Raw genomic sequence first — 4853 nt, 5'->3', positions numbered from 1 at the left:
AAACACAAACGCGACAATATAGCTGAGCAATAGTCCAGTTACAATCATGAGCTGATTGAGTCCAGATAATTTCCCGCGGATTTTAGCAGGAGCGATTTCAGACATGTAAGCCGGAACCAATGATGAGGCTGTTCCTACTGCTGTCCCTAAAAAGATACGAGCGATGGTGAGTGAAATCTCTTCTGGTGCGACAGCTGATCCGATAGCCCCGATAAAAAAGATAACGGATGAGACCAAAATGAGTTTTCTGCGGCCAAATTTATCCCCTAAGAGACCGCTTAAGATGGAGCCAATGATGGCCCCGCCCATTAATGAAGAGACAACAATTCCAAGCCATAATGGGCTGAGCTGAAATTCTTCCTGAATATGTCCTTCCGCCCCTGCAATAATACCAATATCATACCCAAATAAGATGCCTGCAAAGGACCCGAAAAAGAAGATAAATTTGCTTGACACTTTTTTCTCCAAGTGGATGACCCCCTCACTTAATTAACCGCTTTCATTTCTCCCTGTGCTTCCACTGTAAACAGTAGAAGACCTTTCACCCTTCTTCTATAAAACCACATATTCTGCATTGACAAGCTTTGCAAATTGAACAATTTGATCAACCGTTAAATTGAGAGACACGACTGTATGATGGCCTCCGCCTTGCTTAATCCATGCTTTGACGCCATCCTGAAAATTCGGTTTGATTTTCCACAATACACGCGCAACTGGTAAATGAGGTGCCGCTTCCTCCGGTTTAAAGGCTTCGACTTCTTGTATCAGCCATTTAAAATGTGTTCCAAAATCAGCTATGGAGACAACGACACCTTCGCCTGCTTTTCCATCAAATACAAGACGTGCTGGATCTTCCCGGTTTCCAATCCCAAGTGGAGACACGACAATGACAGGTTTTGTATGGGCGAGCGCTGGATCTACTTCCAGCATATGAGATTGCAGCACTGCTTCCTGCCCAGAGGTCATTTCATATGTGTAGTCCTCCATAAAGCCAGTAGATTGATGATGGCTCATCACCTTTAATAAGCGGGATAGTGCAGCCGTTTTCCAATCGCCTTCCCCAGCAAAGCCGTATCCCTTTGCCATCAGCCGCTGTACCGCAAGTCCAGGCAGCTGCTTCATCCCATGTAAATCTTCAAAGTTTGTTGTAAAGGCATGATAGCCGCCTTCATCTAAGAAACGTTTGATGGCGATCTCATATCGTGCCTGCACCTTGACACTTTTTTCCCATTCGTCAACTGAATACGTTCCATAATTCACATCATATTGCGTTAAATACTCAGCAAATAATGCATCTACCTCTTCTTCCTCTACTGCATTTACATATTCGACGAGATCGCCTATTCCAAAGTAATCAACGGTCCATCCTAATTGAATCTGCGCTTCGATTTTATCGCCTTCTGTCACGGCTACATGCCGCATGTTGTCACCAAACCGGGCTACTTTGATGTGAAAGCTCTCATGATAGGCAGCCGCAACGTCCATCCAATCAGCAATTTGCTGCTGCACTTCAGGCTTCGACCAATGACCGGTTACAATTTGGTTTTGTTTATTTAAACGTGCATTGATATAGCCATATTCTCTATCTCCATGTGCGGATTGATGAAGATTCATATAGTCCATGTCGATCGTGTCCCACGGGATCTTTTCATAATATTGTGTGACAAGATGCAAAAGAGGTTTTTGCAAAAGATTGGTCCCGCGTATCCACATTTTCGCTGGTGAAAATGTATGCATCCACGTCATCACACCAATGACTTCATCGCGATAATTGACCTCTTTCATAAGCTTTGTGATTTGATCGGCGCTGACAGCCAGTTCCTGCAAGATTACGGGATAAGGAAGTAAACCGCTTTCATTTAAGGCATCTGTCATCTTTTGTGCATTTGCTTTTACTTTTTGCAGTGCTTCATCACCATATAGATGCTGTGACCCAACGATAAACCAAAACTCTTTTTTCTGACTTGTTAACATAGATATCCCTCTTTTCTTTATCTTGAAGGTTTTTGTCCGTAATACGCATGCTTTCCATGTTTTCTTAAGTAATGTTTATCTAAAATTCTCTGCGGCAATGGCTCCGCAAATTCGTTCAATTGCTTGGCAAAAAGGTTCATTTTGGCCACTTCGTCTAAAATCACACTGTTTGTGACCGCAGTTTTTGCATCCTTCCCCCATGTAAACGGACCATGACCTTGAAGCAATACACCGGGTACTGCCATGACATCTAGGTTTCTTTTCTCAAACGTTTCGATGATCAGACGGCCGGTCTCTACCTCATAACCGCGATTGACTTCTTCTTCTGTCAGAAAACGAGCGCACGGAACGGCGCCGTAAAATGTATCGGCATGTGTTGTGCCCATTGCCGGTAAATCAAGACCTGCCTGCGCCCAAACGGTTGCCCACATAGAATGGCTATGTGAAATGCCCCCAATTTCCTCAAAGTGTTTGTAAAGAACTGCATGTGTAGCTGTATCTGACGAAGGACTGAATTCTCCTTCCACCACTTCACCGTCAAAGTTCACCACGACCATATCTTTTGCTGATAGTTGGTCATACGCTATGCCGCTCGGCTTAATCACAAACAAACCACTGTCACGATCACATGCACTGACATTGCCCCATGTAAATTTCACAAGTCCGTATTTTGGCAAATCTAAATTTGCTTGATACACTTCTTCTTTTAAGCGATCTAGCATACCGTCGTCACTCCTTTCTTTGGCATCAGATGCGCTACTGCCGCTTCTTCAATCGGAAGCCCCTTTTGATAGCGCTTTAAAAATTCGTCAAAACCTTTGACATCGAGTGGATCGGGCTCCATGAGTTCTTCTGATGTATGGGCAAATACTCGTTGGGTAAGAAATTCAGCCAATGTTTGCTGCTGATGATGGACCATATATGAAGCAAGGGCCGCCATCCCAAACGCACCACCTTCTCCCGCTGTTGAAACGACTGATACAGGTGTATTTAGCGCTGCGGCAACCATTTTTTGTCCAACGAGCGGTGTTTTAAATAATCCCCCATGTCCTAGTAAGCGGTCAATCACTACATGCTCCTGTTCCTTTAACCGGTCCATGCCTATTTTCATAGCACCAAAAGCGGAGAACAAATGGGTGCGCATGAAATTAGCGAGGTTAAAGCGGCTTTCAGGAGACCTGACAAAAAGAGGTCTTCCTTCTGGCAGTCTCGTAATATTTTCACCAGAGTAATAGCCATAGCTTAAGAGTCCGCCGCCATCTCGATCTGCTTCTAAAGCTTGCTGCAATAGGGACTCGTATAACCTTTCTGACTCCACTTGCATGCCTAGTGCTTCAAATGCCTCTCTGAATATATTCATCCAAGCGTTTAGGTCACTTGTACAGTTATTCGCATGAACCATGGCAACTGGCAGTCCATCCGGCGTCGTGACAAGATCCACTTCTGGATAGACACCTTTTAGATCCTGCTCTAGCACAATCATGGCAAAAACAGATGTCCCAACAGAAATATTCCCAGTCCGTCTTTCTACACTGTTTGTCGCCACCATTCCCGTTCCAGCGTCACCTTCCGGCGGGCAAAATGGAATGCCTGGCTGCAAATGTTTTCCTTGATCCAAAATGGCTGCCCCTGCTGCCGTTAACACGCCTGCTTCTTCACCCGCTAAATAGACACGCGGCAGAAGGTGGCGAAGCTTCCACGGGTAGCCTTTTTCTGCAATCAATGCTTCAAATTGCTGGAGCATTTCTTCATTGTAGTCCTTCGTTTCGTCATCAATTGGAAACATCCCTGATGCATCGCCAATACCAATGGCCTGCTTTCCGGTTAACAGCCAGTGAATATATCCAGACAAAGTGGTCATATATTCTAATCGGGATAGATGTTTTTCCTCTTGTAAAACCGCTTGATACAAATGAGCAATACTCCATCTTTCTGGAATATGAAATTGAAATACATCTGTCAGCTTTTGACTCGCCTCGATGGTCGTTGCATTTCGCCATGTTCGGAACGGAACGAGAACCTCTCCTGTATGATCACATGCCACATAACCATGCATCATCGCTGATACCCCGATTGAGCCAATGGTTTGAATGGTCACACCATACTTTTGCTCAGCCTGTTCTTTCATCTCTAGATAGGCCACTTGCAGACCTGTAATGATATCAATTAAGTTGTACGTCCAAATGCCATCCTGGAGAAAACTTTCCCATTCATATGCACCTTGTGCAATTGGCTGAAATTCCTCATCTATTAAAATCGCTTTAATTCGTGTTGAACCAAATTCAATGCCTAAAGATGTCCGTCCTTCTTTCAAGGCTTTGGCCGTCTCTTTATGATTCAATCTACGTTCACCCCCATTTTGATAGCGGTTTCAATTTTGTTTTTCTAGATTCATTGATTCTCTGGTACAATCACAATATAATATTTGTACGTACATATGTCAATAATAAATATAGTTGTACATACACAATGTGACAAAAACCTGCATTTTTTCTGGAGGGGTTATGACAGAAAAGGAAAGCGCCTGTTTTTGATTCGACAACCATGTTAAAATATGTCCATACAATTTCTTCTCAATCCGAGTAGATGATCAACTGAGAAAGAAGTGAAATGATGAAAAAGAAGTACCAGATCATTATTGATGATATAAAAAGCAAAATACTCACAGGGGATTATCGGATCGGGGAGCGCATTCCAACCGAATCAAGCCTGCAAGACATGTATCAAGTAAGCAGACATACAGTTCGAAAAGCCATTTTGGAATTGTCCAGCGAAGGATTTTTGCGCAGCGAAAAAGGTTCAGGCACATTTGTGACCAATCAATATCAAACAAAACCTGCGGGACATGCACATATGAAAACGATTGGGGTCATTACAAC

5 protein-coding genes are annotated in these 4853 nt (G+C 43.6%); 1 reads left to right on the top strand and 4 read right to left on the bottom strand.

Annotated features, from left to right (window positions below; genetic code table 11):
- The 4 genes from AOQ70_RS09340 to AOQ70_RS09325 form a co-directional block, all read right to left on the bottom strand.
- Positions 1-468: MFS transporter (locus tag AOQ70_RS09340; protein WP_156417742.1), on the bottom strand; the 468-nt coding region annotated here is incomplete at its 3' end.
- A gap of 84 nt (positions 469-552) precedes the next feature.
- The gene (gene araA / locus AOQ70_RS09335) at positions 553-1974 is read right to left on the bottom strand and encodes an L-arabinose isomerase (protein ID WP_039180110.1); all 1422 of its coding nucleotides are present in this window, start codon (positions 1972-1974) and stop codon (positions 553-555) included.
- 17 nt (positions 1975-1991) lie between these two features.
- Positions 1992-2696, bottom strand: coding sequence for an L-ribulose-5-phosphate 4-epimerase (locus AOQ70_RS09330; protein WP_059375908.1), 705 nt, complete (start codon positions 2694-2696; stop codon positions 1992-1994).
- Entirely contained in the window at positions 2690-4315 is a 1626-nt protein-coding gene (locus AOQ70_RS09325) for a xylulokinase (protein WP_059375906.1), read from the bottom strand. The genes AOQ70_RS09330 and AOQ70_RS09325 overlap by 7 nt, the downstream gene beginning before the upstream one ends.
- Before the next feature lie 272 nt (positions 4316-4587).
- On the opposite strand from AOQ70_RS09325, the gene AOQ70_RS09320 reads away from it, so the two are divergent.
- Positions 4588-4853: GntR family transcriptional regulator (locus AOQ70_RS09320; RefSeq protein WP_156417741.1), on the top strand; the 266-nt coding region annotated here is incomplete at its 3' end.

The organism is Bacillus sp. AM 13(2015) (genome assembly GCF_001518755.1).
In the GTDB taxonomy this organism is placed as follows: Bacteria; Bacillota; Bacilli; order Bacillales; family Bacillaceae; genus Bacillus; species Bacillus safensis.
The sequence above is the reverse complement of the archived record's forward strand: the minus strand, read 5'-3'. Positions and strand labels throughout refer to the sequence as shown.